Source organism: Arthrobacter sp. 35/47 (assembly GCF_000520475.1).
Taxonomy (GTDB): domain Bacteria; phylum Actinomycetota; class Actinomycetes; order Actinomycetales; family Micrococcaceae; genus Arthrobacter_D; species Arthrobacter_D subterraneus.
This window is the reverse complement of sequence record NZ_KI914584.1, coordinates 1-22754: the sequence shown is the minus strand read 5'-3', so window position 1 is coordinate 22754 and position 22754 is coordinate 1. Positions and strand designations below refer to the sequence as shown.

Sequence of the window (22754 nt, the reverse complement as noted above, 5' to 3'; positions counted from 1 at the left end):
TCAGTCCTTCTGCGCATCTGGATGCGGTGAATCAAGCCGCCCTTCCAGCACGGTGGGGTGCCCGGCGAAGAAGGTTGCGACGACGGCGCCCGGCAGTTCGAGGCCGGCGAAGGGACTGTTGCGGCCCTTGGTTGCCATTTTATGGGGATCGACTGTCCATCGCGCCGCCGGATCCACCAGTGTGAGATTTGCCATCTCGCCCGCCTCAAGCGGTCTGCCCTGGGTCTGGACCCGTCCAATACGGGCGGGGAGGACCGACGTCGCCTCGGCGAAGCGGGACCAGTCCATCAGCCCGGTGTCGATCATGGTGTGCTGCACCACCGACAGCGCTGTCTCCAGGCCGGTCATCCCCATCGCGGCCTGCGCCCATTCGCATTCCTTGTGCTCTGAGGGGTGCGGCGCGTGATCGGTACCGACCACATCGATGGTTCCATCAGCCAGCGCCTGGCGGAGGGCCGCGACGTCGTCGTCCGTGCGCAGCGGCGGATTGACCTTGTACACCGGGTTCCAGGAACGCACCAGCTCGTCCGTCAGCAGCAGGTGGTGCGGTGTGACTTCCGCAGTCACATTGACGCCGCGCTGCTTGGCCCACCGGATGATTTCGACGGAACCGGCGGTGGACACATGGCACACGTGGAGGCGGGAACCCACGTGCTGGGCCAGGAGCACGTCCCTGGCGATGATGCTTTCCTCGGCCACTGCGGGCCAGCCGGCCAGACCGAGCACGGCTGACACTGCGCCCTCGTTCATCTGCGCCCCTTCGGTGAGGCGGGGCTCCTGCGCGTGCTGGGCCACAACGCCGTCGAACGCTTTGACGTACTCGAGCGCGCGGCGCATCAGCACCGGATCCGAGACGCAGATTCCGTCATCGGAAAATACACGGACACCCGCACGCGACTGCGCCATGGCACCGATCTCCGCGAGCCGCTCCCCTGCCAGGCCAACGGTGACGGCACCCACGGGACGCACATCGACCCAACCGGAGCGCCGCCCGAGTGCGTGGACCTGCTCCACCACTCCGGCGGTGTCGGCAACGGGCATGCTGTTGGCCATGGCATGGACGGCGGTGTAGCCGCCCAGCGCAGCCGCCCGTGTGCCGGTTTCGACGGTCTCGGCGTCTTCCCGGCCGGGCTCCCTCAGATGGGTGTGGATGTCGACCATTCCCGGTAGCAGGACAAGCCCGGCGGCGTCGACGACGGTGGCGTCCGCAGCCGACAGGGAACGCCCTCGCTCAGCGATGCGTCCGTCTCTGATCAGCACATCGACGCCGGCCTCACCGGCCGCGGTGGTGGCGCCCTTGATCAGGTAACTGGTGCTCATACTCTTGCCTCCTGGGCTGGGGTAGGCTGCGCGGAGTCATCGCCGGACAGCAGCAGGTAAAGGACGGCCATCCGTACCGACACGCCGTTGCGTACCTGGTCCAGGACCGTTGACCGGGACGAGTCAGCGGCCGCCGAGGAAATTTCGAGGCCGCGGTTCATCGGACCCGGATGCATGATGATGGTGTCCTTCGCCGGTGACGCCTCAAGAGCGGCCAGCCGTTCGTCGTCGAATCCCCAGGTGCGCGCATATTCACGCGTCGAGGGAAAGAATGCGGCGTTCATCCGTTCTCCCTGAACGCGGAGCATCATGATGGCGGAAGGGTGCGTTGCCAGCACTTCATCCAGGTCGAAGCTGACTTTGCACGGCCAGCTATCGATCCCGACCGGAAGCAGGGTGGGGGGTGCCACGAGGGTCACCTCGGCGCCGAGCGTTGTGAGCAGCCACAGATTGGAGCGGGCCACCCGGGAATGCAGCACGTCTCCGACGATTGCAATGCGAAGTCCGCTGAGGTCTTCGCCGAGCGAGGCCCGGCCCGCAATCCTGGACCAGTGCCGGCGCAGCGTGAAGGCGTCCAGCAGCGCCTGTGTGGGATGCTCGTGCGTTCCGTCGCCTGCGTTGATCACGGCGGCGTCGATCCAGTCGGAAGCGGCGAGCCGCGCAGGAGCCCCTGACGCCCAGTGCCGGATGACCACGGCGTCGGCACTCATCGCCTCAAGCGTCTGCGCCGTGTCCTTGAGCGATTCCCCCTTCGAGACGGAGGAGCCCTTGGCGGCGAAGTTGATGACGTCGGCGGACAGCCGCTTTGCGGCCGCCTCGAAAGAGATGCGGGTGCGGGTCGAGTCCTCAAAGAACAGGTTTACCACCGTGCGCCCACGGAGCGCCGGAAGTTTCTTCACTTCCCGCTCGCCGACGACGGCCATTTCCTCGGCTGTGTCGAGGATCCTGATGGCATCGGCGACTGTCAGGCCGTCAGTGGACAGGAGGTGCTTCATGCCGGACCTTCAATCACAACTTCGTCAACGGCGTCGACCTCGCTGATCCGCACCCGGACCTTCTCGGCGGACGAGGTGGGAAGGTTCTTTCCCACGTGGTCGGCGCGGATGGGCAGTTCGCGGTGGCCACGGTCGACGAGCACTGCGAGCCGGACGATCCGCGGCCGCCCGATGTCGACGATTGCGTCGAGCGCTGCCCGGATGGTGCGGCCGGAGTAGAGGACGTCGTCCACCAGCACCACAACCTTGTTGTCAATGCCTGCCGGAGGAAGCCTGGTGGGTCCGGGCGGGCGCGTGGGGTGCCTGCGCAGGTCATCCCGGAACATGGTCACGTCAAGACGGCCGACCATGCGCTCGGGATCCGCTGCGGGGTCGGTGCGCGCAATTTTGGCCGCCAGTCGCTGGGCCAGGGGATATCCGCGGCGGGGAATGCCGAGAAGCACGAGGTCATCAGAGCCCTTGTTGGCTTCGATGATCTCGTGGGCAATCCGGGTCAGGGCCCGGTCAATGTCTGCGTCACCGAGGACCGTGCGGAACACGGAGCCGCCGGATCCCGGACTGGGTACACTCATGGAACGCTCCTCCTTCTCCGCCTCACAGGACGGCCTTTAAAGGGGTTGGCTGCGCGTTCAAAGCTATCACAGGCATCAGCCGCACCTATCCTGTGGAGATGAGTATGAACTCCGGGCGGGGCCATGCCGGACGCGGGAACCACGTTCCGCCGCACCTCCAGCCGCCGCTGGGCATGTGGCAGCAGGTTCAGGACGGGCCCCCGGTGCCTCCGCCCGCCCGCCCTTCGGCCGGTCTTCGTCCCACCGGAAGGAAGTGCTCGCACCCGGTCGGTTCCACCGTCGTCAACGCGTTGCTGATTATCGTGGCGGGTCTGGTCCTGGCCGGGGTTGCGGTGCTCGTCACTGCCCAGCTCGGCACCGCGGCCCTTGTTCTCTGCGCCGCACTCGCGCTCGTACCGTTGGGCATCTGTCTCGCAGGTATCCGCTGGGTCGACCGGTGGGACCCTGAACCCCGCGGAGCACTCGTCTTCGCTTTTCTGTGGGGTGCGGGAATGTCCGTGGCGGTGACGCTCCTCTTCGGCCCTGCTGTCACGGCGCTTCTCAGCGCGGGGCTGGACGGGGCGAGCCCAGACGTCGTGGGTCCGGTGTTCCAGGCACCGCTCGTGGAGGAGATTGCGAAGGGCCTCGGTGTCCTCGTCCTCGCATTCTCGCGGCGCACGCACTTCGACGGTCCGGTCGACGGGATTGTGTACGCGGGAACGGTAGCCGCCGGGTTCGCCTTCACCGAAAACATCCTCTATTTCGGATCGGCGCTCACGGACCCCGCAGGGCTCGGTGGACTGATCACGGTATTTGTCATGCGCGGGATTTTCTCACCCTTCGCCCACGTCATGTTCACCGGAGCACTGGGCCTTGTCCTCGGGATGGTCCTTGCCAAGCGCCGCACGGGCGGGCGGCTGGTTGGGGCATTCCTGGTCGGTCTTGTTCCCGCCATCGCCGGCCATATGCTGTGGAACGGCGGCCTGGTGGTCGTGTTCACCGACTTCTTCTCGTTCTATTTCCTGGTGCAGTTGCCGTTGTTTCTCATTGTGATCGGGGTGGTGCTCGGGCTGCGCCGCGCGGAACGGGCCGTGACGTACCAGCGCCTCGCGGAATACTCCGCTTCCGGCTGGCTCACCGACCGGGAGGTGGAGATGGTGGCCTCGCCCGGCGGACGGTCGTCTGCTCTCGCGTGGGGCGCGCGGGTGGGTGCCGCGCCGGCAATGAAGCGCTTCATCAGCATCGGCGTGCGGCTCGCCTTTGTACGCCAGCGGCTGCGGGCCGGCCACGCGGCCGCGACTGATCCGCAGCTGGAGGTCCAGCTGCTCCACGACCTCGATGCAGCCCGCGGGGAAATCATCTCCGCCGCGTCGGCGCGCCGGTTCTGAGTGTCCGGCGCGCGGAGCGCTCAGCAGGCGCGACTACGCCAGCAGTGTGGGCTTGAGCTGCTGCAGACGGCCGAGCAACCCGTTGATGAACGCGGGCGATTCATCCGTGGACAGCATGGTGGCCAACTGTACTGCTTCGCTGACCGCCACGGTATCCGGAACATCCTCGTTGTACAGGAGTTCCCAGGCGCCGACGCGCAGAATCATGCGGTCGACGGCCGGCATCCGGTCCAGCGTCCAGCCCTGCGAATACGTGCTGAGGAACTCATCGATCTGAGCGCCGTGCGCCATCACGCCGTCAATAATCTCGACGGAGTACTCATTGATCACGGTGTCGGTCTTCTCGCGCCGGCCGCGCAGCGCCTCCAGCGGAGATACCGACCGTTGCTCGGCCTCGAACAGGATGTCGAGCGCCCGACGCCGTGCCTTGCTGCGCGCACTCACTCGTTGACGCGTCCCAGGTACTCACCGGTGCGGGTGTCTACCTTGACCTTGGTGCCGGTCTCGAGGAACAGCGGAACCTGGATTTCGTAGCCGGTTTCCACCGTGGCCGGCTTGGTGCCGCCGGTTGAGCGGTCACCCTGCAGGCCCGGCTCGGTGTACGTGATTTCGAGAACCACAGACGGCGGGAGCTCAAGGTACAGCGCTGACCCCTCGTGCATGGCGATGGTTGCCATCTGGCTCTCGAGCATGAAGTTCTCGGCGTTGCCCACGGTCGCCCCGGGCACGGTGATCTGGTCATAGTCGGTCGTGTCCATGAACACGAAGTCGTCGCCGTCCTTGTACAGGTACTGGTAGTCGCGGCGGTCCACCGTGGCGGTCTCGATCTTGAGCCCGGCATTGAAGGTCTTGTCGACAACCTTGCCGGAGAGGATGTTGCGCAGCTTCGTGCGGACAAACGCGCCGCCCTTGCCCGGCTTCACGTGCTGGAATTCGAGCACGTTCCAGAGGTTCCCCTCAAGCTTGAGGACAGTGCCGTTCTTGATGTCGTTCGTGGTGGCCACGGATTCACTTTCGTCGATTGACTGATGGTTGGCTTACGTTGCAGCAGGCGCAGTACCGAAACCATTGCGCGTGTGCCCGCCAAAAGACCAGAGACCAGTCTACCCTGCCCGCCGCGGCCTGCTCAGGACGCGATCTCCTGGTAGGCAGCGAAGAGCAGCGAGGTGTCCGGCACCTCGAGGATTCCGGGACGCGCGAGGCCATCGAGCACCACGAAGCGAAGCAGGTCGCCTCGAGCCTTCTTGTCGCGCCGCATACCGTCTAGGAGAGCTGCCCACCGGTCCCGGCGGTAGGTCACCGGGAGGCCGAGGGATTCAAGAATGGCCCGGTGCCGGTCTGCCGTTGCATCGTCGAGACGGCCGACCATGCGGGAAAGTTCCGCCGCGAAGACAAGCCCCACGGAGACGGCCGCGCCGTGCCGCCAGGAGTACCGTTCCGCCAGTTCGATCGCGTGGGCGAGCGTATGGCCGTAGTTCAGGAACTCCCGCCGGCCGGACTCCTTGAGGTCTTCGGAAACCACGGTGGCTTTCACCGCGATTGCGCGTTCCACCAATTCGCGGACCACCTCGCTGGAGGCATCCCTGACGGCTTCCGGATTCGACTCCACCAGCTCGAGGATGCGCGGGTCGGCGATGAATCCGCATTTGACGACCTCCGCCATGCCCGTCACCAGTTCATTGACCGGCAGGGTCTGGAGAGTGTCCAGATCCGCGAGAACGCCGGCCGGAGGGTGGAAGGCACCGACCAGGTTCTTCCCTTCCGCCGTGTTGATCCCGGTCTTGCCGCCGACGGCGGCGTCCACCATGCCGAGCAGCGTGGTGGGCAGATGCACCACCTTCACTCCCCTCAGCCACGTGGCGGCAACGAAACCGGCGACGTCGGTGACAGCGCCGCCGCCCACCGCCACGATCGCGTCAGAGCGGGTGAAATCGTTCTGGCCAAGAACCTGCCAGCAGAACGCGGCCACCTGGATGTGCTTGCCCTCCTCGGCATCGGGTATCTCCGCGGTGACTGCGGTGAGGCCTTCTGCCGCAAGCTGCTCCCGCACGGTGTCCCCTGTCGCGCGCAGGGCGCGCGGGTGAATGACCAGCACGCGCCGGACACGCTCACCAAGCAGCGGCGCAAGCCGGTCCAGAAGCCCCCGCCCGACAACGACGTCGTAATTCTCTGACGGGGCGCTGCCCGTAACACGGATGGCGGTAGGTTCAGCGGTCATTGCCGAGGGTCCCTTCTTCTGTTCGGAAATGGTGGCGTAGCTGGTCTTCAAGCCGGCGGACAACAACGTCCGGAGCGGCGTTCCGCGTGTCGACGGTAGCGCTCGCCAGGGCTTCGTAGAGCGGGCGCCGCTCCCGGTCGAGCCGCGCCCAGGTCTCGGCAGCGCCGCGGGCCAGCAACGGCCGCCCGGTATCGCCGGAGAGCCGCGGAAGGACAGTGGCAAGGTCAGCATCCAGGAACACCACAAAGGCTCCCTTCAGCAGCCGCCGGGTTCCTTCGTCCAGAACCGCCCCGCCGCCGAGGGACACGACAGCGCCTCCACCTGCTTCTGCCAGGACTTCCGCAACCACCTGGGCTTCGATCCGGCGGAACCCGGATTCGCCGAGCTCGGCGAAGATGGCTGGAATGGGTCCGTTCCGCTCGGATATAACCGCGTCAGTGTCGAAGAAACGCCAGCCATGCCGCGAAGCCAGCCGCCGCCCCACCGTCGATTTGCCGGTGGCCATCAGGCCGATGAGTACCAGCGGTCTGTCAGCCGCCGGCAGCATCAGGGCGTGACCGAGTTCAGCGACGCCGGAATGTTCGCCAGGTAGGACTCGAGGTTCCGCCTGGTTTCCGTGATCGAGTCGCCGCCGAATTTCTCCGTCACAGCCTCTGCAAGGACCAGGGCAACCATCGCTTCGGCGACCACACCGGCTGCAGGGACAGCGCACACGTCGGAGCGCTGGTGATGTGCCTTGGCGGCGTCGCCGGTGCTGACGTCGATTGTCTGCAGGGCACGTGGAACGGTGGCAATCGGCTTCATCGCCGCCCGCACCCGGAGGACGTCGCCGATACTCATGCCGCCCTCGATTCCGCCTGCCCGGTTGGTTGCCCTGCCGATCCGGCCGCTTTCCGCCCGCACGATCTCATCATGGGCAGCGGACCCCCGACGGCGCGCGGTCTCGAAACCATCGCCGACCTCGACACCCTTGATCGCCTGGATACCCATCAGCGCAGCGGCCAGACGCGCATCAAGGCGGCGGTCCCAGTGCACGTAGCTCCCAAGCCCCGGCGGGAGTCCGTAGGCAAGGACCTCGACCACGCCCCCCAGGGTCTCGCCCTCCTTGTGCGCGGCGTCGACCTCGGCGACCATCGCGGTGGAAGTTTCACGATCGAAGCAGCGCAGCGGATCCTCATCCAGTGCCAGAACATCGCGGGGCCCGGGAAGCTCTGCGCCTTCCGGCACCGCTACCGACGCAACGGCAACGGTGTGGCTGAGGAGCTCGATGCCCAGCGCGGAGAGAAACCGGGCTGCTACGGTCCCCAGTGCCACCCTGGCGGCGGTCTCCCGCGCGCTGGCGCGTTCCAGGACAGGGCGGGCCTCATCGAATCCGTACTTCTGCATACCGGTGAAATCTGCGTGACCGGGACGCGGCCGCGTCAGCGGCGCGTTGCGCCCGGACTCCTGCAATGTTCCGGGTTCCACAGGATCGGCGGACATGACCTGCTCCCACTTCGGCCACTCGGTGTTGCCTACCTCAATGGCCACGGGGCCGCCCTGGGTAAGGCCGTGCCTCACTCCCCCGATGATGCGGACCTGGTCCTGTTCGAACTTCATCCTTGCGCCCCGGCCGTACCCGAGCCGCCGGCGCGCCAGGGCAGCCTGAATGGACTCGCTGGCGACCTCGACGCCTGCGGGCATTCCCTCGATGATTCCAACCAGAGCAGGGCCGTGGGATTCCCCGGCCGTCAACCAACGCAACATACGTCCATCCTGCCACGGGCTGCGGACGTCATCAGCGCCGGGGAGCCCCCACAGCGTCACACATCACATTTATGACAGCGGCCTCGTCCCTGAAGACGTCCCCGGCAAAGAGCTTCACCTGCGCAACGGCCTGGTACAGCAGCATTTCGAGGCCGGGAACGATCACACCGCCGCGCCCTGACCAGGCGGCGGCCAGGGCACTGGGCCAGGGGTCGTACGCAACGTCCAGCAACACCCGCGGCCCGGACGATGCTTCGCTTTCCATGAAGGGTTCGGACAGCAGGGATCCAGCCAGCCCGTCAGCGCCGCGGGGCGGCAGTGTCGAGATGACCAGCTGGGAGGCCCCGCAGAGTCCGGCTGCGGCAGCGAATTGCCGAAGCTCGACGGTAATGCCCAGCCTGTGGCCGGTTTCCACGAGCGGCGCGGCTTTCTCCGGAGTCCTCACGCAGACGTCGACCCGCTCGACCCCCATGCTGGCCAGTGCCGCCAGCGCCGCTGCAGCGGTGCCCCCGCCGCCAAGGATCAGCGCCCGCTGCGGGTGCGCGGCACCCGCCTGGCGGACCGCCCGCACAATACCCTCGACGTCGGTGTTGTAACCCACCAGGCGTCGTGAATCCGTCTCCCCCACCGCGAGCACGGTGTTGATCACGCCGAGCTCCCTGACACCGGGGCCGACACTGTCCATGTGGGGCAGCGCCGCGGCCTTGTGCGGCATGGTGACCGAAAGCCCCCGCCATGAGGGTTCCCGCCTGAGCTCCGACAGGAGGCTCCCGAGCGATTCCGGGGGCGTGTCAATCGCCGTATAGCTGCAGTCGAATCCCAGATAGGCGTAGGCTGCGCGGTGCAGGCGCGGGGATTTCGAGTGCGCGATGGGATGACCTGTGACGCCGGCCCGGTAACGGGCCGGCGTCAGGTCGGGAACCACCTATTCGCACCTTCCGGCGTTGTCGGCGCACCATTCCTGGTATTCCTGGACGTAGACGGCGTGCTCGGCCAGCGTCTCGGAGAACTTGGTTTCGCCGGTGTCGAGGTCGACCGTCACCCAGTAGTAGTAGGGAACGTCAGCCGGGTTGACCGCCGCCTCGATTGCTTCCGCGCTCGGAGAACCGATCGGTCCGACAGGCAGGCCCTCAATGGCGTAGGTGTTGTACGGATTGGACTTGTCGGCCTTTTCCTCGTCCGTCAGGTTGTAGCTCTTGCGGTCGAGTCCATAGGTGACGGTGGCATCCGACTGGATCAGTCCGTTTGTCTCCGTGTTGTCCGGACCCAGCCGGTTCATGATGGCACCGGCCACCTGTGCATAATCCGCCTGTCCTGCTTCAGCCTGGACAATACTGGCGATCGTCAGAATGCGGTACTGCTCATCCGGGTCGGTGACGCCGGCCTCCTCGAGAGCGGCCTTGGTGTTGTCCACCATCTGCTGTATCACTTCGGTTGCCGTGATGTCGAGGTCGAACCGGTATTCGCCCGGGTAGAGGTAGCCTTCGAGGCTCGGCGACTTCTCCGGGATACCGAACTGCGTCGGGTCCTCAGCGAGAGCCTCGAATTCTTCACGGGGGATCCCCGTCGATTCAGCCAGGATGTCCAATACCTCGTTCTGCCGGAGGTCGCGGGCGACGGCCGCGTAGTGAACTCCGGCGCCTCCCTCGGCGAGCAGCGCCTTGGCTGCCTCCGCGGAACTCATCTGGTATTTCATCTCGTAGTCACCGGGCTGAATCACGCGGCCGTCAGCCTCGGCCGCAAGCGCGTTGAGGAACTCATCAGCACTCGCCACGATGTCCTGTTGTTCGAGTTCGTTGCCCACGATGAGCGGGCCCGCACCTGCCTCAACCGTGAAGGTCACGGAGCCGGTGCCAGGACCGGCGTAGTCGGTGACCTCACCGACTCCGAGGAGGTTCCTGAGGAACATCGCTGCGCCGAACACGACTCCCACGAAAAGGAGCACCACGACGAGCATGACGATTGTGCCCCGCCTGCGGCGACGCTGGCGGGCCTTGGACGGCCGCCTGGTCCGGCGGGAGGGCATATCCGCCTCGAAAAATTGCTCGACAGGCTCAGGATGCACGGGGTGGTGCTCCTCGTAGTAGTCGTCCGGATGCTTCTCAGCTCCATGATCGGCTGCCGGGAAAGGAGGATGACGATGGCTCACTGCTCCTCTTTCCTCCCACTGTAGGTTTGCGTAATTTCTGACTCCTCGGATGAGGCCGACGACAGGTGGTCAAGATTCCGCCGCCGATGCTGAACGACCGGCTCCCCCACATCCCGCTCAAGACTGCGTTGCGTGTCTATGGCATGTTGGAGTATCTCCACAGCTGCCACCTGATCTACCACCTTACGGTGTTCGCGACTGTTCAAGCCAGCCTGCCGGAGTGACCGGTGCGCTGACACGGACGACAACCGCTCGTCAATGAGCCGGACCGGAACGTCCAGTCCCGCCCCGGAGAGTGCTTCGACGAGTGCGGCTGCATAGTCTCGCGCCATGGCCGTGGAAGCGGATTCGGTTCCGCTCAGATTGCGGGGCAACCCCACGAAGACTTCAACGGCCGACAGGTCCTCGATGTTCCTGAGCAGCAGCCGCAGGTCCCTGTTCTTCCGGGAGTCCCGGTTGAGGGTGCACACCGGCGTCGCGATCAGGCCGTCCCTGTCGCACGCTGCAACTCCAACGCGGACCATGCCGACGTCGACGCCGATCTTCACGCCGCGCGGGTATCCTCCGGATGCCACCGACGGATGATCCGCGCTACCGGCCGGCAACCGCGGCCCGGACGGACTCAAGCGCCGCCGTGATTCTGGCGGGATCTGAACCGCCGCCCTGGGCCATGTCATCCTTGCCGCCGCCGCCGCCGCCGAGAACGCCCGCGGCGGTGCGAACCAAGGCGCCCGCCTTGACCCCGGCGCTGCGAGCCTCCTCGTTGGTGACAACCAGAATGACCGGCCGGTCCTTGCTCACGCCCGCCACGGCAACAACCGCGGCTCCCGACCCAAGCCGGCCACGCAGGTCCAGTGCGAGGTTGCGGAGGTCGTCAGCACTGCCGACCGTGCCGGCGTCGTGCGTGATAAGGCGTACGCCGGCAATATCCTGTGCCGAACCGACCAGCGAGGCGGCAGCGTTGGACAGCTGTTCCTTCCTGAGCCGCTCAAGCTCCTTCTCCGCTGCCTTCAACCGGTTCAGGGTTGCGCCAAGCCGTTCCGGCAGCTGCTGGGAGGGCACCTTGAGCATTTCCGAGAGCTCGGTGACCAGCGCGCGTTCGGCTGCTGCATGGCGGAAGGCATCCAGGCCGACAAGTGCTTCGACACGGCGGTTGCCTGAACCGACCGACTGCTCGCCGAGCAGCGTCAGCGTGCCGATGAGCGACGTCGCCTCGACGTGGGTGCCGCCGCAGAGCTCCCGTGACCATGCACCGTCGATTTCGACGACGCGGACCCGGTCTCCGTACGCCTCGCCGAACAGCGCCGTGGCGCCCAGGGCCTTGGCTTCATCCAGGCCCATCACCCTGGTTTCGACGGTGTGGTTGCTGCGGATCGCGAGGTTCGAGACCTCCTCGATCTCGGAGCGGGCGGCGGGGCTGATGCCTTCCCCCCAGGAAAAGTCGAACCGAAGGTAGCCCGCCTTGTTGAACGAACCGCGCTGAAGAGCTTCAGGGCCGAGAACCTGGTGGAGTGCAGCGTGCACAATGTGCGTGCCGGAGTGGGCCTGCTCACCTGCGTGGCGACGCTGACGGTCGACGGCGGCAGTCACCGGCGCATCCTGGGTGATCTCTCCCTCGCGCACGAGTGCACGGTGGACGCTCAACCCCCTGATCGGCTGCTGGACGTCAGTCACTTCAACGGTGAAACCGTTGCCGGTGACAAGCCCGACGTCGGCCGCCTGGCCGCCGGCTTCAGCGTAGAAGGGTGTTCGGTCGAGGATCAGTTCGATTTCCTCGCCCTGACGGGCGACGGGGACAGCGGCGCCGTTGCTGAGGATACCGCGCACAATAGCCTCGCTGGTGAGTTCGTCGTAGCCGGTGAACGATGTCTCGCCGGAGGCAAGGAGCTCGTTGAATACCGTCATGTCGGCGTGCCCGGCCTTCTTCCCGCGGGCGTCAGCCTGTGCACGCTGACGCTGCTCGAGCATCAGCGAACGGAACCTCTCAGCGTCGACCGAGACGCCGGCTTCCTCAGCCATTTCGAGCGTCAGGTCGATGGGGAATCCATAGGTGTCGTGGAGGCTGAAGGCATCCTCGCCGGACAATGCGCGTCCGGCACTCCGGGACTCGCGAACGGCTTCCTCGAGGCGGGCCGTCCCCGAGGCGATGGTGCGCAGGAACGCCTTTTCTTCCGCGTAGGCGATCCGGCTGATGCGCTCAAAGTCCCGCTCCACCTCGGGGTAGACACCCTTCATGGCATCACGGGACACCGGCAGGAGGTCGGGGAGGCAGGCTTTCTCGACCCCGAGCAGCCGCATGGCACGGACTGCGCGGCGGATCAGCCGGCGCAGAACATAGCCCCTGCCCTCGTTGGACGGCGACACGCCGTCGGTGATCAGCATCAGTGCCGAGCGGATGTGGTCTGCCACGACGCGCATCCGGACGTCGTCCTGGTGGTGGGGGTCGTCGTCGGACTCCGCGCTGGTGTACTCACGACCGCTGAGCTCTGCTGCCTTGTCGAGCACCGGGCGGACCTGGTCGGTCTCGTACATGTTCTCTACGCCCTGCAGAACCATGGCAAGGCGCTCCAGGCCCAGGCCCGTGTCGATATTCTTCTTCGGCAGTTCACCGGCAATGTCGAAGTCATCCTTGCTCCGGACAGCCGAGAGCCGGTACTGCATGAACACGAGGTTCCAGATTTCGATGTACCGGTCTTCGTCGGCCTGCGGTCCCCCATCCCTGCCGTACTCGGGTCCGCGGTCGTAGAAGATTTCCGAGCACGGCCCGCCCGGCCCTGGCTGACCCGTGTTCCAGTAATTGTCCTTCTTGCCGAACTTCTGAATGCGCTCGGCGGGGAAACCCACCTCATCGCGCCAGATTGCCAGCGCTTCCTCATCATCCTGGTAGACCGTGACCCACAGTCGCTCGGGAGCGAGGCCAAAGCCGCCGTCCGCGACGCTGCGGGTCAGCAGGTCCCATGCCATGGCGATAGCGTCCTGCTTGAAGTAGTCGCCGAAGGAGAAGTTCCCGCACATCTGGAAGAAGGTGCCGTGGCGCGCGGTCTTGCCCACCTCTTCGATGTCAGCCGTGCGGATGCACTTCTGGATGCTGGTGGCACGGCTGTAGGGAGGCACCTCGCGTGCGGTCAGGTAGGGAATGAACGGGACCATGCCGGCGACAGTGAACAGGAGCGACGGGTCACTGGACACCAGGGAAGCGGACGGCACCCGGGTATGACCCTGGCCTTCAAAGTAGTCGAGCCAGCGACGGGCGATCTCTTGCGACTTCATGGGGATCCTTCGGTGGTGCGCGCGGGTGGGTGTGCGCAGCGGTGTTCGGTGTTCGGTGTTCGGGTGCTGGCCCGGCCTCAGGGGCGCGGCTCTGCGTCGATGCCGAGGGCTGTGCGCAGGTCTGTCTCGCGTTCCTGCATTCCCTGACGGAACGCGTCAGCGAAATCGGCGACGCTGTCAGCGAGCTGCGCAACCGCACGGTTCAGCCCCTCGGGACCGACCGCCGACTTCATCGCCGATACCTTGCGTACCGTGACGACTCCGATGGCAGCGCCTGCCGCGAGCCAGAAAACCCTCTTGATCATCAAGAATCCCTCGTCTGTTGTACGTGCGTTGTATGCGTGGCTGCCGGTCAGCGGCTGCGACGGCGGGAGGCCGGCTTCCGCCGGGACCCCAGCGCGCTGCGCACGCCGTAGGAGAAGGCCGCGACCTTGATGAGCGGGGACCCCACTGTCGCTGCGACCAGCGACGAGAGGGCGGAGATATTCGCGGAGGCGTCCGAGACGTTGGAGGTGATCCCATCGACGTTCTTCAGCTGCTGGTGCGTGGTTGACACGGTGCTGGTGACCTCGTCAATGAGCGGAGTGGTGCCCTCGGTTACCGAACGGATAGCTCCACGGAGTTCATCGAAGACCTTCCCGAGCTTCCATACCGGAATGGCGAGCAATGCGACCAGAACCGCAAAGACCCCGGCGGCAATGAGCCCGGCGATATCTCCACCTGACATTCGAAAACAACTCCTCAGCCTCTGCGGATGGCGGACGGGTGCCCGCAATTTCCCTATGTACCTTACCTACTCAGGAGCCCGCGGCGTGCGCCGCGGGCTCCTGGGTCACTGATGTTCAGTTGTGCTGCCGATGCGCCGAAGCCGGCGCATGATCAGCGTGCGTAGTATTCCACCACGAGCTGCTCTTCACAGGTCACGGGGACCTCGGAGCGCTTGGGGCGGCGGACCAGGCGCGCCTGGAGCTTCTCTAGCTGGACATCGAGGTAGCCGGGCACAGCGGGGAGCACGTCGCGGTGCGCTCCTGCCGCAGCAACCTGCAGCGGAACCATGGTCTCGCTGCGGCTGTGCACGTGGATGAGCTGACCTTCCTTGACACGGAAGGACGGGCGGTCCACGCGGGCACCGTCAACCATGATGTGGCGGTGAACCACCAGCTGGCGTGCCTGGGCGATGGTGCGGGCGAATCCGGACCGAAGCACGAGTGCGTCGAGACGCATTTCAAGCAGTTCGATCAGGTTCTCACCGGTCAGGCCGGCGGTCCGGCGGGCTTCCTCGAAGACGCGGGTCATCTGCGCTTCGCGGATACCGTACTGGGCGCGCAGACGCTGCTTTTCGCGCAGGCGTACGGCGTAGTCGCTGTCCTGCTTGCGGCGCGACCGGCCGTGCTGGCCCGGTGCGTACGGACGACGCTCCAGGTACTTCTCGGCCTTCGGGGTCAAAGCAATGCCGAGGGCCCGCGAAATGCGGACCTTGCGGCGGGCACGTGTGTTGTTAGCCACGTTTACCTTTCACTGTTTTACGGCGAAGCAGTTCACACCGGCCCAGGCCGGGTGAACTCTTCCTGTGTCGCTGGCCTCCACGTTTCGGAGAGCCGGAAGGGGCCGCTTTCCGGTACTACAGTTCACGGATCCTCAGGTGCCCGCCGGTCCCGCCGAAACCGTGAAGGTGGCGGAGGTACGCGGGCATGCATGAGCCGTGACTTGCCAGTCAACGGACAATCCTAGCAGTGCTCAGCCCTTTCCGGATAATGGCACGCAGTTTCTCCAGCCGGGTCGCCACTGCCCGTTCGGCTCCCCGATCGGTTGGAACGTAGTAGTCCGTACCCACGAGATCGTCCGGAACGTACTGCTGGCTCGCGATTCCGTGCGGTTCGTCATGGGAATAGACGTACCCCTTCCCGTGGCCCAGCTGGCGGGCACCCGGATAGTGGGCATCACGAAGGTGCGCCGGAATGCCCTGCCCCTTGCCTGCACGGACGTCCGCGACGGCGCGGTTGATTCCGTTGTAGGAGGCGTTTGACTTGGGCGCCGTGGCGATATGCACCACCGCCTCCGCAAGGATGATCCGCCCCTCCGGCATTCCCACCAGCTGGACCGCCTGGGCTGCTGCCACGGCAGTCTGCAGCGCCGTGGGATCGGCCATGCCGACATCCTCCGCCGCGGAAATCATCAGCCTGCGCGCCACGAAGCGGGGATCCTCCCCGGATTCCAGCATCCGGGCAAGGTAGTGCAGGGCTGCGTCGACGTCGGACCCGCGCAGGGACTTGATGAAGGCGCTCGCCACGTCATAGTGCTGGTCCCCCGCCCGGTCGTAGCGCAGTGCAGCGACGTCAACCGCCTTCTCGGCGTGTTCGAGGGTGATCCGCACGGGTGCCGGCCCGTCCCCGGCATCCGTGTGCTCCGGTTTGTCTTCCGACGACTGGGCCACGCCCGCCGCGGCCTCGAGGGCTGTCAGTCCGCGCCGCGCGTCGCCTGCGGCGAGTCTGACGAGGTGGGCCAGCGCATCGTCGTCGACCGCAACCTCACCGGCCAGTCCGCGAGGATCAGCGACGGCCTTCTCGAGAAGCGAGCGGATGTCCTCTTCGGTGAGCGGTTTCAGCGTCTGCAGCAGTGACCGGGACAGCAGCGGAGAAACCACCGAGAAGGATGGGTTTTCAGTGGTGGCGGCGATGAGCACCACCCAGCCGTTCTCCACGCCCGGCAGCAACGCATCCTGCTGCGCCTTGTTGAACCGATGGATTTCGTCGAGGAAGAGAACGGTGGTTATGCGGTGGAGGTCCCGGTTGGAGAGCGCTTCATCCATGACCCGGCGAACGTCCTTGACCCCCGCGGTGATGGCGGAAAGTTCCACGAACTTGCGGCCCGGCCCGCGCGCAATGACATGGGCGAGGGTGGTCTTCCCCGTTCCTGGCGGACCCCACAGGATCACCGAGGTAGGAGCGCCGGCGCGAGCAGCTGGCTCGCCTCCCGCCAGTGTGCGCAACGGTGACCCGGCGCCGAGGAGGTGCTGCTGCCCCACTACCTCGTCAACTGTTCTGGGACGCATGCGCACGGGCAGCGGGGTGCGGGGGCGGTTCCGTTCGTTTCCCGTGGCAGTCACCGGCTCGTCGAAGCCGTCCGAGTCGAAGCTGAATAGGTCATTCACAGTGCCAAGGCTACTGTGATCCTCTGACACGTTCGCCCAGGATTCGCAGGAGGCGCAGTGCAGGACAACCGGCTGGTACTCGTGCCGCCCGAGCGTCTCGAAGGCTGGGTCCGGCGCTTCGCCGAACGCAACGGGCCCTTCACCACCGAGTACACCGCTGCGGCGCCCGGTCGCGCCATGCTGCGTGCACCCAACGGATGCAGTGCCGAGATCACCGTTCCACTGGCATTTCCCGGCATGGAGACGGTCTCCGGGAACACCGGGCCGTACGGGCAGGAGCAGGCGGTTCAGGAATTGATCCGGTTGGCGTCCCGTCCCGTGACGGTGGGCCTGCTGCTGATACGCCGGGGCGGCTATGGCGTTGGGCTGGCCCGGAACGGCGTCCTGGTTGCGTCAAAGAACGGGACCCGTTACGTGCAGTCGCGGACGGCGGCCGGCGGCTGGTCCCAGCAACGGTTCGCACGACGCCGGGCGAACCAGGCCGACGCGCTGGTGTCGACCGCAGCCGAACGAGCGGCGGTCCTCTTCGCAGAAGAGGCGCCGGACTGCCTGCAGCCAGGCGGGGATGCGGCGTTGTTTTCCGAGTGCCTTGCCCATCCGAGGCTGGCCCGCTACCGGCAACTGCCGCTCCTCCCGCTCCTTCCCGTCCCGGACCCCCGCAGGGACGTCCTCCGGCAGGCCGCTGCGGACGCACGGAGCCTCCGCGTCCACGTAACGGGAATACCCGGCGACTAGCCCGCGGCCCGGCTGGGTTCTGCGCCGGCGAGTCGGTCAGCCCGCGGCACGGCGCAGGCCGGCGATGGCTGCTTCCGGATCCTCGACACCGTAGACGGAGGAACCCGCGACGAACACGGTCGCTCCTGCCTCGGCCGCCCGGACAATTGTTTCCTCGGTGATGCCCCCATCCACCTGGATGGCGACCGGCAGGCCGGCGCCGCGGATGGCCTCCGCTGCCCTCCGGATCTTCGGGAGGGTGACGTCGAGGAAGGATTGACCTCCGAAGCCCGGCTCCACTGTCATGATGAGCAGCATGTCCAGCTCGCCCAGCATGTCCAGATAGGGCTCCACGGCCGTTGCCGGACGGAGCGCCATTCCGGCTCCGGCGCCTCCTGAACGCAGCTCCCGTGCGAGGCGGATGGGGGCCCGGGCAGCTTCCGCGTGAAAAGTGACGGATGCTGCGCCCGCCGCTGCGTACTCCGGAGCCCAGCGGTCGGCGTCGTCAATCATCAGGTGGACGTCCAGCGGCACCGGACTCACCATTTGGATCCTCCTGACCACCGGAAGGCCCAGCGTGAGGTTGGGAACAAAGCTGTTGTCCATGACATCCACGTGCACGGCGTCCGCCGTTTTGATGCGCTGCAGTTCCGACTGCAGGTTGACGAAATCCGCCGACAGGATGCTCGGATGGATACAGCAGGTTCTCATTGTGGACCTTTCATTGGGGCTGGCATCTGGCCGGCGCGCGAGCTATCCGGCGGTCCGGCGAATCAGGGCAAGGAACATGGCGTCGGTGCCGTGAATATGCGGCCACAGCTGCGCGGTGGCCCCGTGCCCGGCCTGAAGTGAACGGCCGTTGCTCACGGAGTCCAGCACCGGTCCCGCCTCCATCAGCGTGTACCCCTCCCTGCCGCGCAGACTGTCCTGAACGACGGCGGAGGTCTCTGCGGGGTGCGGAGAGCAGGTGACATAGGCCACCACTCCCCCGGGGCGGACGGCCTCCAGCGCAGCAGCCAGCAGGCCGCGCTGCAGCGGCCCCAGCTCAGTCAGGTCGGACGCCGTGCGGCGCCACCGTGACTCCGGCCTGCGGCGGAGCGCGCCCAGTCCGGTGCATGGCGCGTCTACGAGGATGCGGTCGAACCCCTCGGGATAGGCCGCTCCGATCTCCCGGCCGTCACCGACGCGAACGCTCCACACGGCAGGATCCACGGCGCCCAGAGCCTGCCGGACCAGTGCTGCGCGGTGTTCCGCCGGCTCGTTGGCAACCAGGGTGTCTCCCCGTTGGGCCGCAATGGCGGCAAGCAGGGCCGACTTCCCGCCGGGGCCGGCGCAGAGGTCGAGCCATTGCTCACCGCCCGCACCCCGGCGATCAAGGTCCACTGCAGCGAGCGCACGCGCCACGAGCTGCGATCCGGCGTCCTGCACCCGGACCTTGCCGGAGCGGACAGACTCAAGCCGTCCGACATCGCCGGCGGCAAACAGTGCCGAGTCCTCGACCAGCTCACCGGACCGTGCCCCGGCCGCCATGGCCTCGTCGAGCGATCCGATGCCGGGCAGGGCAACCAGGTTGACCACGGGAGCTGCGTTGTCCGCCTCGAGAAGCGCGTCGATTTCTTCGACCGGCCGGCCGTGATTCACCAGGCTCTGCCTCAGTGCCCGGACGATCCATTCCGGGTGGCTGTACCGCAGCGAACTGATGCGGACCGGATCCTCGACACCGGTGACCAGTGCGTCAAGCCACTCGTCAAAGGACTTCCGGGAAACCTTCCGGAGCACGGCGTTGATGAGAGAGGAAGGGCCGGCGCCGATGACTGCGCGCGCCAGTCCGACCGTCTGGTCGAGTGCGGCATGGGGCGGAACACGCATGGCCATCAGCTGGTGGGTCCCCAGCCGCAGTGCGTCGAGGATGGCCGGATCCAGCTGGGTCAGCGGCCGGTCCACGCAGAGGGCGAGGATCGCGTCATAGGTGCCCTGCGCCCGCAGGGCGCCATAGGCGAGCTCGGTCGCGAAACCCGCATCCTGACGGCCGAGGCGGTGCTTGCGGATGCTGCCCGGAAGCACCAGGTTCGCGTAGGCGTCCTCGGCTGCGACCGCCCTGAGGACCTCGTAGGCAACCAGACGCGCGGGATCCGCACGCCGGGTCCGTTCCGCCGGTGCAGTAGAGGAGAACTGGCGGGACCCTGAGCGGTTGCGTTCCCGTCCCCGCTCGTTACGCCGGGTTGGCCCCCCGGAGCGATTTTCGGGTGTCATTCGAATACCAGATCCTCTCGGCGTGCACCGCGGAACCACTCGGCAGCGGCAAGCTTTGTCCGGCCCGCAGGCTGAACCTCAGTCAGCTGTACTGCATGCGACCCCGTCCCGACAAGCACCGCTCCGTCCCGTTCGGAGGCGGCGCCCGGGGGAAGGTCGCGAACGTCCGGCCGCAGCAGCACCGGCCATACCTTGAAGCGCTTACCGCCCCAGAGGGTCCAGGCTCCGGGCTCGGGTGTGACTCCATTGATCCGGCGCTTGATGGCGAGTGCCGGACGGTCCCACCGGATGCGGCCGTCGGCGCTCGAGAGCTTCGGCGCAAGCGACACATCGCCTTGTTGCGGTACAGGAACAGCACGGCTCTGGTCCACTGCCGAGAGCGTCTGGGCAAGGAGCACTGCGCCGCTTTCAGACAGCCGTTCAAGCAGTACACCGCTGGTGTCTTCGGCACGGACCTGCTCCGTCAGCGTGCCGAAGACCGGGCCGCTGTCCAGGCCTTCTTCGAGGAGGAACGTGGATGCCCCCGTGATGTCGTCCCCGTTGATCAGGGCGTGCTGCACCGGTGCCGCACCGCGCCAGGCGGGGAGCAGTGAAAAGTGCAGGTTGATCCAGCCATGCCGCGGCAGTTGAAGTGCGGACGGCGGAACCAGGCCCCCGTACGCAACGATTGCGGCTGCATCAAGGTCCAGATCCGAGAGTCGCTTGATGACGGCCTGGTCAATCCGGTTGGCCTTGATGATTTCCAGGCCCGCCTCCGCGGCGGCCGCCGCGACCGGGCTCGGTGTCAGGACTTTCTTCCGTCCGACCGGGGCGTCTTCACGGGTCAGGACGGCAACCACCTCGTGACCGGCCCTGCGCACCTCACGCATCGATGGGAGAGCAACCGCGGGTGTTCCGGCGAACAGTATTCTCATGCGCCGGGCTCCTTCCGTCCGGCCTGGAAAGTGCCCTTGCCGAACGCTGACGCCACGGTGGCCGAGCGTTTGGTCAGGGTACCGGTGGTCACCTCGTTGTACTGCGAGTGCCGGATAGCGCGCATAGCCGCCCGACGGTCCTCGCCCTGGAGCCGGTCAATGTAGAGACGCCCATCCAGATGGTCCGTCTCGTGCAGAAAGCAGCGCGCAAGCATGCCGTCAGCCTCCAGTTCCACGGGGCGTCCGGTGACATCCAGCCCCCTCAACTGCACCCGGGCTGCCCGTGGAAGGGCGAACCCGATTCCGGGGACAGAGAGGCAACCCTCCTGATCATCAGCCTGGAGGCCTGACGAAGAAAGGATCTCCGGATTGACTACGTGGCCTTCCGCTCCGTCAACGGCGTACGTGAAGACCCGCAGGCCGACTCCCACCTGCGGCGCGGCAAGGCCTGCTCCATGCACGCTGTGCATGGTCTCGCTCATGCTCTGAACCAGCCTGGCCAGCTCAGGTCCGAAGTCGGTCACCCGCGCTGCGGGCGTCCGCAGCACGGGGTCCCCGATCATCCTGATACTCAGAACCGCCATCCGGTTATGCATCCTCACGTTGATTGGAAAAATACTTCGGAACGGCACCCGGTCGCTGCAGCGTGCCGGCGGGGATTCCCTTCCGAAAATGCCTGATCAATTCTAGGGCAGGCAAAGCTGCTCAGCTCCCCGCTGACGATACCGGGAGGCCTATCTCCCCGACCCTGCCGGCTGCCGCGCTCCCGGATGGGGAGGCTTGGTCACTGGATGGGGCTACGCCGCCGGAAGAACCTGCCGACGCCGTTGGGACGCCCACCGCCGCCGTACGGGGCGGTGGTGGAACTGGCAGGAGCGGGCGGCCCGCGACCGCAGCGTTACCGCCCGCCTCCCAGGCACGTCTCAGCGCGCAAAACTTGAACCAATGCTCCCTGAGAACCTCCGGATTTGCCCGGTGCGCGCGCACTTCGGTCTGCCCGACCGCCACTGCGAGCAGGATGGGATCATTGCCGTACTTCCAGGGTTCCCAGCTTCCGGTGTGCGGATCCACAAGCGACTCCTGCGCCTTCATCCCGGCAACCAACTGCATGACGACCTTTTCATCCAGCGGCTTGACCAGTCCATCCCGGTCTGTTGCCCGGGTCTTGAAATCGATGATGCACAGGCGCCCCCCGATGGTGGCCACGAGGTCAAGAGTTCCGGCATAGCCCAGCTCCGAGTTCCAGACGGTGATCTCGGGAGCGATCGGCTTCACCTGGTAGAGGTCCCACCACTCATCGAAGCGGGCAGCGAAGGCACCCTCCCCCTGCTGGGTCAGCTCGGTGCGGGCCTCCTCCAGCCGATGCGGGCGGCCGAGTGCGCGCAGCGCCACCTGCTCGCAGTAGGAGTGGACCCTGGTGCCCCGCTGGGCGGCGTCATCACGGTAGCGTTCAGCAGCCTTCGACGCGTCCTGGATGACAGCACGCATTTCTCCCGCATTGCCCAGCGATGCGGCAAGGCGCGGATCCTGGGCAAGCGCACTGGCCGCCATATAGCCAAACCAGCCGCCGAGCGAAGAACTCTGGGCCTGGGCGATGACCGTGGTGATGGATGGCACCTGGGGCGGCTCCGCAACGGATCTTGAGTACATGCGCCCACGCTCGGTGGCGTGCGCGAGGAGCGGTTCGGTCATGCATCCAGTGTGTCATCCCGGCCTGACACTTCTGCGTTGAGGCACAGGCCGCGAGCCTTTTACCCCATTAACAGGGCAAACCGGACAAGGCGCTCCGCGTTGTCTCCAATTGGACGAACGGGGGTTCCTCGGATATTGTTTTTACTCGTTGGAAAGACGCCGATGGTTCAGGGAAAACCCAAACACACTCGGCGATTTTCTCTGCGGACGTAGCTCAGCTGGCTAGAGCACCACCTTGCCAAGGTGGATGTCGCGGGTTCGAATCCCGTCGTCCGCTCGCAAGTCACTGTATTCGCCGGTTTACAGCCGGTGACCCCGCTTCGGTGGGTCATGGTGGGGTGGCCGAGAGGCGAGGCAGCGGCCTGCAAAGCCGTATACGCGGGTTCGAATCCC

23 protein-coding genes and 1 tRNA gene are annotated in these 22754 nt (G+C 66.2%); 3 read left to right on the top strand and 21 right to left on the bottom strand.

The features are described 5' to 3' along the window. From X803_RS0103205 to pyrR, 3 genes are read right to left on the bottom strand one after another with little or no spacing between them, the layout of a single operon-like run. The gene (locus tag X803_RS0103205) at positions 1 to 1320 is read right to left on the bottom strand and encodes a dihydroorotase (protein ID WP_026544003.1); all 1320 of its coding nucleotides are present in this window, start codon (positions 1318 to 1320) and stop codon (positions 1 to 3) included. Then, entirely contained in the window at positions 1317 to 2315 is a 999-nt protein-coding gene (locus tag X803_RS0103200) for an aspartate carbamoyltransferase catalytic subunit (RefSeq protein WP_026544002.1), read from the bottom strand. The genes X803_RS0103205 and X803_RS0103200 overlap by 4 nt, the downstream gene beginning before the upstream one ends. After that, a complete protein-coding gene (gene pyrR, locus X803_RS0103195; protein ID WP_051470402.1) occupies positions 2312 to 2887 on the bottom strand; it encodes a bifunctional pyr operon transcriptional regulator/uracil phosphoribosyltransferase PyrR in 576 nt (191 codons plus the stop codon). The genes X803_RS0103200 and pyrR overlap by 4 nt, the downstream gene beginning before the upstream one ends. Before the next feature lie 98 nt (positions 2888 to 2985). Between pyrR and X803_RS0103190 the strand changes: the two genes are divergently transcribed. Next, positions 2986 to 4254, top strand: a complete 1269-nt coding sequence (locus X803_RS0103190) for a PrsW family intramembrane metalloprotease (RefSeq protein WP_084033325.1) — start codon at positions 2986 to 2988, stop codon at positions 4252 to 4254. A 33-nt stretch (positions 4255 to 4287) separates the two neighbouring features. On the opposite strand, the gene nusB is transcribed toward X803_RS0103190, so the two are convergent. The 13 genes from nusB to X803_RS0103125 all read right to left on the bottom strand — a co-directional run bounded on the left by nusB (position 4288) and on the right by X803_RS0103125 (position 16743). Then, a complete protein-coding gene (gene nusB, locus X803_RS0103185) occupies positions 4288 to 4698 on the bottom strand; it encodes a transcription antitermination factor NusB (RefSeq protein ID WP_026543999.1) in 411 nt (136 codons plus the stop codon). Continuing rightward, positions 4695 to 5258, bottom strand: coding sequence for an elongation factor P (gene efp / locus X803_RS0103180; protein WP_026543998.1), 564 nt, complete (start codon positions 5256 to 5258; stop codon positions 4695 to 4697). Before efp ends, nusB begins: the two co-directional genes overlap by 4 nt. A gap of 122 nt (positions 5259 to 5380) precedes the next feature. Next, positions 5381 to 6472 (bottom strand): 3-dehydroquinate synthase, encoded by a 1092-nt coding sequence (gene aroB, locus X803_RS0103175; RefSeq protein ID WP_026543997.1) that lies wholly within the window; start codon positions 6470 to 6472, stop codon positions 5381 to 5383. Beyond that, positions 6462 to 6977, bottom strand: coding sequence for a shikimate kinase (locus X803_RS0103170; protein WP_253907382.1), 516 nt, complete (start codon positions 6975 to 6977; stop codon positions 6462 to 6464). The genes aroB and X803_RS0103170 overlap by 11 nt, the downstream gene beginning before the upstream one ends. A gap of 41 nt (positions 6978 to 7018) precedes the next feature. After that, a complete protein-coding gene (gene aroC, locus X803_RS0103165; RefSeq protein WP_026543996.1) occupies positions 7019 to 8218 on the bottom strand; it encodes a chorismate synthase in 1200 nt (399 codons plus the stop codon). Between the two features lie 31 nt (positions 8219 to 8249). Continuing rightward, positions 8250 to 9143 carry a shikimate dehydrogenase family protein gene (locus X803_RS0103160; RefSeq protein ID WP_026543995.1) on the bottom strand — a complete coding sequence of 298 codons (894 nt, stop codon included), beginning with the start codon at positions 9141 to 9143 and terminating at the stop codon, positions 8250 to 8252. Then, on the bottom strand, positions 9144 to 10367 hold the full coding sequence (mltG, locus tag X803_RS0103155) for an endolytic transglycosylase MltG (RefSeq protein WP_026543994.1): 1224 nt from the start codon (positions 10365 to 10367) through the stop codon (positions 9144 to 9146). Then, positions 10364 to 10942, bottom strand: a complete 579-nt coding sequence (gene ruvX, locus X803_RS0103150) for a Holliday junction resolvase RuvX (protein WP_026543993.1) — start codon at positions 10940 to 10942, stop codon at positions 10364 to 10366. Before ruvX ends, mltG begins: the two co-directional genes overlap by 4 nt. Positions 10943 to 10958: 16 nt before the next feature. Continuing rightward, positions 10959 to 13637 (bottom strand): alanine--tRNA ligase, encoded by a 2679-nt coding sequence (gene alaS / locus X803_RS0103145; RefSeq protein ID WP_026543992.1) that lies wholly within the window; start codon positions 13635 to 13637, stop codon positions 10959 to 10961. Positions 13638 to 13714: 77 nt separating this feature from the next. Beyond that, positions 13715 to 13939 carry a DUF6167 family protein gene (locus X803_RS0103140; RefSeq protein ID WP_026543991.1) on the bottom strand — a complete coding sequence of 75 codons (225 nt, stop codon included), beginning with the start codon at positions 13937 to 13939 and terminating at the stop codon, positions 13715 to 13717. Positions 13940 to 13989: 50 nt separating this feature from the next. Beyond that, the gene (locus X803_RS0103135; protein WP_026543990.1) at positions 13990 to 14364 is read right to left on the bottom strand and encodes a DUF948 domain-containing protein; all 375 of its coding nucleotides are present in this window, start codon (positions 14362 to 14364) and stop codon (positions 13990 to 13992) included. A gap of 152 nt (positions 14365 to 14516) precedes the next feature. Beyond that, positions 14517 to 15143, bottom strand: a complete 627-nt coding sequence (rpsD, locus tag X803_RS0103130; protein WP_026543989.1) for a 30S ribosomal protein S4 — start codon at positions 15141 to 15143, stop codon at positions 14517 to 14519. 208 nt (positions 15144 to 15351) lie between these two features. Further along, complete coding sequence (locus tag X803_RS0103125; RefSeq protein WP_253907384.1) at positions 15352 to 16743, bottom strand: replication-associated recombination protein A; 1392 nt, start codon at positions 16741 to 16743, stop codon at positions 15352 to 15354. 102 nt (positions 16744 to 16845) lie between these two features. Between X803_RS0103125 and X803_RS21740 the strand changes: the two genes are divergently transcribed. Next, positions 16846 to 17523, top strand: coding sequence for an acVLRF1 family peptidyl-tRNA hydrolase (locus tag X803_RS21740; RefSeq protein WP_035777744.1), 678 nt, complete (start codon positions 16846 to 16848; stop codon positions 17521 to 17523). A gap of 36 nt (positions 17524 to 17559) precedes the next feature. On the opposite strand, the gene rpe is transcribed toward X803_RS21740, so the two are convergent. From rpe to X803_RS17475, 5 genes are all read right to left on the bottom strand, one after another. Then, positions 17560 to 18213 carry a ribulose-phosphate 3-epimerase gene (rpe, locus tag X803_RS0103115; protein WP_026543987.1) on the bottom strand — a complete coding sequence of 218 codons (654 nt, stop codon included), beginning with the start codon at positions 18211 to 18213 and terminating at the stop codon, positions 17560 to 17562. Positions 18214 to 18255: 42 nt separating this feature from the next. Then, positions 18256 to 19755 (bottom strand): RsmB/NOP family class I SAM-dependent RNA methyltransferase, encoded by a 1500-nt coding sequence (locus tag X803_RS0103110; protein WP_035777741.1) that lies wholly within the window; start codon positions 19753 to 19755, stop codon positions 18256 to 18258. Beyond that, positions 19752 to 20669 carry a methionyl-tRNA formyltransferase gene (gene fmt / locus X803_RS0103105; protein ID WP_026543985.1) on the bottom strand — a complete coding sequence of 306 codons (918 nt, stop codon included), beginning with the start codon at positions 20667 to 20669 and terminating at the stop codon, positions 19752 to 19754. Before fmt ends, X803_RS0103110 begins: the two co-directional genes overlap by 4 nt. Continuing rightward, the gene (gene def / locus X803_RS0103100; RefSeq protein ID WP_026543984.1) at positions 20666 to 21253 is read right to left on the bottom strand and encodes a peptide deformylase; all 588 of its coding nucleotides are present in this window, start codon (positions 21251 to 21253) and stop codon (positions 20666 to 20668) included. Before def ends, fmt begins: the two co-directional genes overlap by 4 nt. 121 nt (positions 21254 to 21374) lie before the next feature. After that, positions 21375 to 22361: a cytochrome gene (locus X803_RS17475; protein WP_084033319.1), complete on the bottom strand. Its 987-nt coding sequence runs from the start codon at positions 22359 to 22361 to the stop codon at positions 21375 to 21377. A gap of 203 nt (positions 22362 to 22564) precedes the next feature. Here X803_RS17475 and X803_RS0103090 point away from each other — a divergent pair. Then, positions 22565 to 22638, top strand: a tRNA-Gly gene (locus X803_RS0103090). The last annotated feature ends 116 nt before the right edge of the window (positions 22639 to 22754 follow it).

Bases quoted from the DNA above. Each gene is read 5' to 3' on its own strand.
- X803_RS0103205 (WP_026544003.1), bottom strand. From the start codon at position 1,320: ATGAGCACCAGTTACCTGATCAAGGGCGCCACCACCGCGGCCGGTGAG.
- X803_RS0103200 (WP_026544002.1), bottom strand. From the start codon at position 2,315: ATGAAGCACCTCCTGTCCACTGACGGCCTGACAGTCGCCGATGCCATC.
- pyrR (WP_051470402.1), bottom strand. From the start codon at position 2,887: ATGAGTGTACCCAGTCCGGGATCCGGCGGCTCCGTGTTCCGCACGGTC.
- X803_RS0103190 (WP_084033325.1), top strand. From the start codon at position 2,986: ATGAGTATGAACTCCGGGCGGGGCCATGCCGGACGCGGGAACCACGTT.
- aroB (WP_026543997.1), bottom strand. From the start codon at position 6,472: ATGACCGCTGAACCTACCGCCATCCGTGTTACGGGCAGCGCCCCGTCA.
- X803_RS0103170 (WP_253907382.1), bottom strand. From the start codon at position 6,977: ATGGCCACCGGCAAATCGACGGTGGGGCGGCGGCTGGCTTCGCGGCAT.
- aroC (WP_026543996.1), bottom strand. From the start codon at position 8,218: ATGTTGCGTTGGTTGACGGCCGGGGAATCCCACGGCCCTGCTCTGGTT.
- alaS (WP_026543992.1), bottom strand. From the start codon at position 13,637: ATGAAGTCGCAAGAGATCGCCCGTCGCTGGCTCGACTACTTTGAAGGC.
- X803_RS0103135 (WP_026543990.1), bottom strand. From the start codon at position 14,364: ATGTCAGGTGGAGATATCGCCGGGCTCATTGCCGCCGGGGTCTTTGCG.
- rpe (WP_026543987.1), bottom strand. From the start codon at position 18,213: ATGAGAACCTGCTGTATCCATCCGAGCATCCTGTCGGCGGATTTCGTC.
- X803_RS0103110 (WP_035777741.1), bottom strand. From the start codon at position 19,755: ATGACACCCGAAAATCGCTCCGGGGGGCCAACCCGGCGTAACGAGCGG.
- fmt (WP_026543985.1), bottom strand. From the start codon at position 20,669: ATGAGAATACTGTTCGCCGGAACACCCGCGGTTGCTCTCCCATCGATG.
- def (WP_026543984.1), bottom strand. From the start codon at position 21,253: ATGGCGGTTCTGAGTATCAGGATGATCGGGGACCCCGTGCTGCGGACG.
- X803_RS17475 (WP_084033319.1), bottom strand. From the start codon at position 22,361: ATGACCGAACCGCTCCTCGCGCACGCCACCGAGCGTGGGCGCATGTAC.